This is a genomic window from Micrococcus sp. HMSC31B01 (genome assembly GCF_001816085.1).
GTDB lineage: Bacteria > Actinomycetota > Actinomycetes > Actinomycetales > Micrococcaceae > Micrococcus > Micrococcus luteus.
The window spans coordinates 1-3,204 of the sequence record NZ_KV825301.1 but is presented as its reverse complement, the minus strand read 5'-3'; the positions used below and the strand labels follow the sequence as shown (position 1 = coordinate 3,204).

Sequence of the window (3,204 nt, the reverse complement as noted above, 5' to 3'; positions counted from 1 at the left end):
CTCGAGACGGCGTCGGGCGACGTCGTCGTGCCCCCGCCGCGGGACGCCGGTCCGGGACCACGGGCCGATGAGGAGGCGCCGGGCACGTGGCGCGAGGACCGGGCAGCGTACGCCGAGCAGATCGCCCGCTGCCGCGCCGCGCTGCACGCCGGCGACTCCTACGAGCTGTGCCTGACCACCCGCTTCGACGCCGACCCCGGGCTGCGCGTGGACCCGCTGGTCCTCTTCCACGAGCTCGCCGCGCACCAGCCGGCCCCGTATGCGGCGCTGCTGGAGCACGGCACGGGTGCCCGCCGGTGGGCCGTGGTCTCGGCCTCCCCCGAGCGGTTCCTCGCCGGGCGCGCGGGCCGGTACAGCACCAAGCCGATCAAGGGCACGGCCGCCCGCCTGCCCGACCCGGCCGAGGACGCCGAGGCCGCCCGCGCGCTCGCCGCCGATCCCAAGACCCGGGCCGAGAACCTCATGATCGTGGACCTGCTGCGCAACGACCTCTCGCGGGTGTGCGAGCCCGGCTCCGTGCAGGTGCCCTCCCTCATGGCGGTGGAGAGCTACGCGACCGTCCACCAGCTCGTCTCCACCGTCACGGGCACCGCACGAGCCGGCGTCGAGCCCGTGGACGTGGTGCGGTCGCTGTTCCCGGGCGGGTCGATGACGGGCGCGCCGAAGCGACGCAGCGTCGAGCTGCTGGCCGCGTGGGAGGCCTCCCCGCGCGGGGTCTACTCCGGGGCGCTGGGGATGCTGAGCGCGGACGGGACGACGTCGTTGTCCGTCGTGATCCGCACGGCCGTGCTCACCGGGGGCCGCTGGTCCGTGGGGGCCGGCGGGGCGATCGTCGCGGACTCGGACCCGGCCGCCGAGCACGACGAGGTCCTCCTCAAGGCCCGCGGCCTGCGCCGGGCCCTCGCCCGCGCCGCCGGCACGGGCCTGCCGACGACGGCACCCGACGTCACCTGACCCCACCCTTGTGGTTCGGGGGCGATATTCGGCGGTATTCCGACGGAATAACGCCGCAAACCGCCCCCAAACGAAGGGGGGCGACCACCCGTGCCGCCTGCCTAGGCTGGGGACATGGCCGATCCGCACCCCGTCCTCGCCGCCTCCGCCCCCGACCTCGACCCTGACGTGCTGGACGCCGTCCGCGCGCTCGTGGCCGCCGCCGAGCGTCCCGTGGTGCTCTCCGGGGCGGGGATGAGCGCCGAGTCCGGCATCCCCACGTTCCGCGACGCCCAGACCGGCCTGTGGGAGCGGTTCTCCGCGGAGGAGCTCGCCACGGAGGAGGCATTCCTCGCGGATCCCGCGCTCGTGTGGTCCTGGTACCGGTGGCGTGCCCGGATGGTGCGGGCCCGCCAACCGAATCCGGGGCACGACGCCGTCGCCGTCTGGCAGCGCCGCACGCCCGGCCTGGAGGTGGTCACCCAGAACGTGGACGACCTGCACGAGCGCGCCGGCGCCCGGGTCCTCGCGCACCTGCACGGGTCCCTGTTCGAGCACCGCTGCGCCGACTGCGGGGCCCCCGCCGACGTCGATCCGGGCGCGCCCGCGGACGAGGCGACGGCCGGCTCCGAGGCCGACCTCGAGGCGATGCTCCGCGAGGCACCGCCGGCCTGCACCGTGTGCGGGGACGGGCTGATCCGCCCGGGGATCGTGTGGTTCGGGGAGATGCTGCCGGCCGAGCCCTGGGACCGCGCCTTCGCCGCGCTCGAGGACTGCGACCTGTGCCTGGTGGTCGGCACCTCGGGCATCGTCCAGCCGGCGGCGTCCCTGCCGTTCGTGGCGCTGGGGGCCGGGGCCGCCGTCGTGGAGATCAACCCGGTGGAGACCGAGCTGAGCGGCGCGGTCACGCACGTCCTGCGGGGTCCCGCCGGCGCGGTGCTTCCCGCGCTGCTGGACCCGCCGGTCAGAGCCAGACGCGCCGGAACTCCGCGCCCTGCACCAGGGTGTGATGCCACTCGACGGCGGTCGAATCGGTGAGCGAGGCGATCTGGTCGATCACCACGCGGCGCCGGGCGGCGTCGTCGGGGGCCTGCGCCCAGTCGAACGCGAACATCGGCTCGAGGTACCGGTCCCCCGTGGCGTCCAGCAGCGCCACGAGCTCCGCGAGCACCTCGCGCTGCCGCGCGTAGAGCGGCTGGCGCTGCTCCGCGGTCATCACGTAGGCCGCCGCGATGCCCTTCATCACGGCGATCTCGGTCTCCGTCTCCTCGGGCACCACGACGTCGGCGCCGTGGCGGGTCAACGGCTCGTTGCCGAACACCTGGCGCGTGGCGTCGAAGGCGGCGCTGCAGAACCGGCCGATCAGCTGGCTCGTCATATCCTTCATCGCCGCGAGCGCCCGCCGGGAGCCGTCCATCTCGGAGACCCACACGTCGGTGGCCTCGAGGCGGGCCAGGGCCGCGTCGACTTCCGCCGGGTCCGTGTGCGGCAGGTACCACTGGCGGGTGGTCTCCACGACGCGCTCCCGGTGCTCCGGGATGGCCAGCCACTTGAGCTGGAACACGGCGTTGACCACGCCGTCCTCGACGTCGTGCACGGAGTAGGAGATGTCGTCCGCGAGGTCCATGACCTGGGCCTCCATGGACGTGCGCGTGCCGGGCACCCCGGCGCGGAACCAGCGGAACACGGGCAGGTCGTCCTCGTAGACGCCGAACTTGCGCGAACGCGTGCCGTCCGGGCGCAGCGGGGCGTCCTCACGGGTCCACGGGTACTTGCATGCGGCGTCGAGGGCTGCGCGCGTGAGGTTCAGGCCCGCGGAGGAGCCGTCCGCGAAGAGCTTCTTCTGCTCGAGGCGGGCCAGCAGGCGCAGGGTCTGGGCGTTGCCCTCGAAGCCGCCGACGTCCTCGCTGAGCGCGTCGAGCGCCTTCTCCCCGTTGTGCCCGAAGGGCGGGTGGCCGAGGTCGTGGGACAGGCAGGCGGTGTCCACGAGGTCGGGGTCGCAGCCCAGCGACCTACCGAGCTCACGCCCCACCTGCGCCACCTCGAGCGAGTGCGTCAGGCGGGTGCGGGCGAAGTCGTCCGCGTCCGGGGCGACCACCTGGGTCTTGGCCCCCAGCCGGCGCAGGCCCGCGGAGTGCAGCACGCGGGCACGGTCCCGCTCGAAGTCCGAACGGTAGGAGGACTTGGGCGGCTCGGGCAGCCACCGCTCCCGGTCCCACGGCGTGTAGCCGGGGGTCTGCACGGCGCGGCCGGCATACGGGGGCCGGCCTT

3 protein-coding genes are annotated in these 3,204 nt (G+C 74.6%); 2 read left to right on the top strand and 1 reads right to left on the bottom strand.

Going from position 1 to position 3,204, the window contains the following annotated elements:
- On the top strand, positions 1 to 954 hold a 954-nt coding region (locus HMPREF3105_RS09915), incomplete at its 5' end, for an anthranilate synthase component I family protein (protein WP_141762494.1).
- A 114-nt stretch (positions 955 to 1,068) separates the two neighbouring features.
- On the top strand, positions 1,069 to 1,971 hold the full coding sequence (locus HMPREF3105_RS09910; protein WP_070709475.1) for an SIR2 family NAD-dependent protein deacylase: 903 nt from the start codon (positions 1,069 to 1,071) through the stop codon (positions 1,969 to 1,971).
- On the opposite strand, the gene HMPREF3105_RS09905 is transcribed toward HMPREF3105_RS09910, so the two are convergent.
- A complete protein-coding gene (locus HMPREF3105_RS09905) occupies positions 1,898 to 3,175 on the bottom strand; it encodes a deoxyguanosinetriphosphate triphosphohydrolase (RefSeq protein ID WP_070709477.1) in 1,278 nt (425 codons plus the stop codon). The two genes, HMPREF3105_RS09910 and HMPREF3105_RS09905, sit on opposite strands and share 74 nt — an antisense overlap.
- Positions 3,176 to 3,204: the final 29 nt, after the last annotated feature.

What these genes read in the sequence shown, in the direction of transcription:
- HMPREF3105_RS09910 (WP_070709475.1), top strand. Translation starts at nt 1,069, where the DNA reads ATGGCCGATCCGCACCCCGTCCTCGCCGCCTCCGCCCCCGACCTCGAC.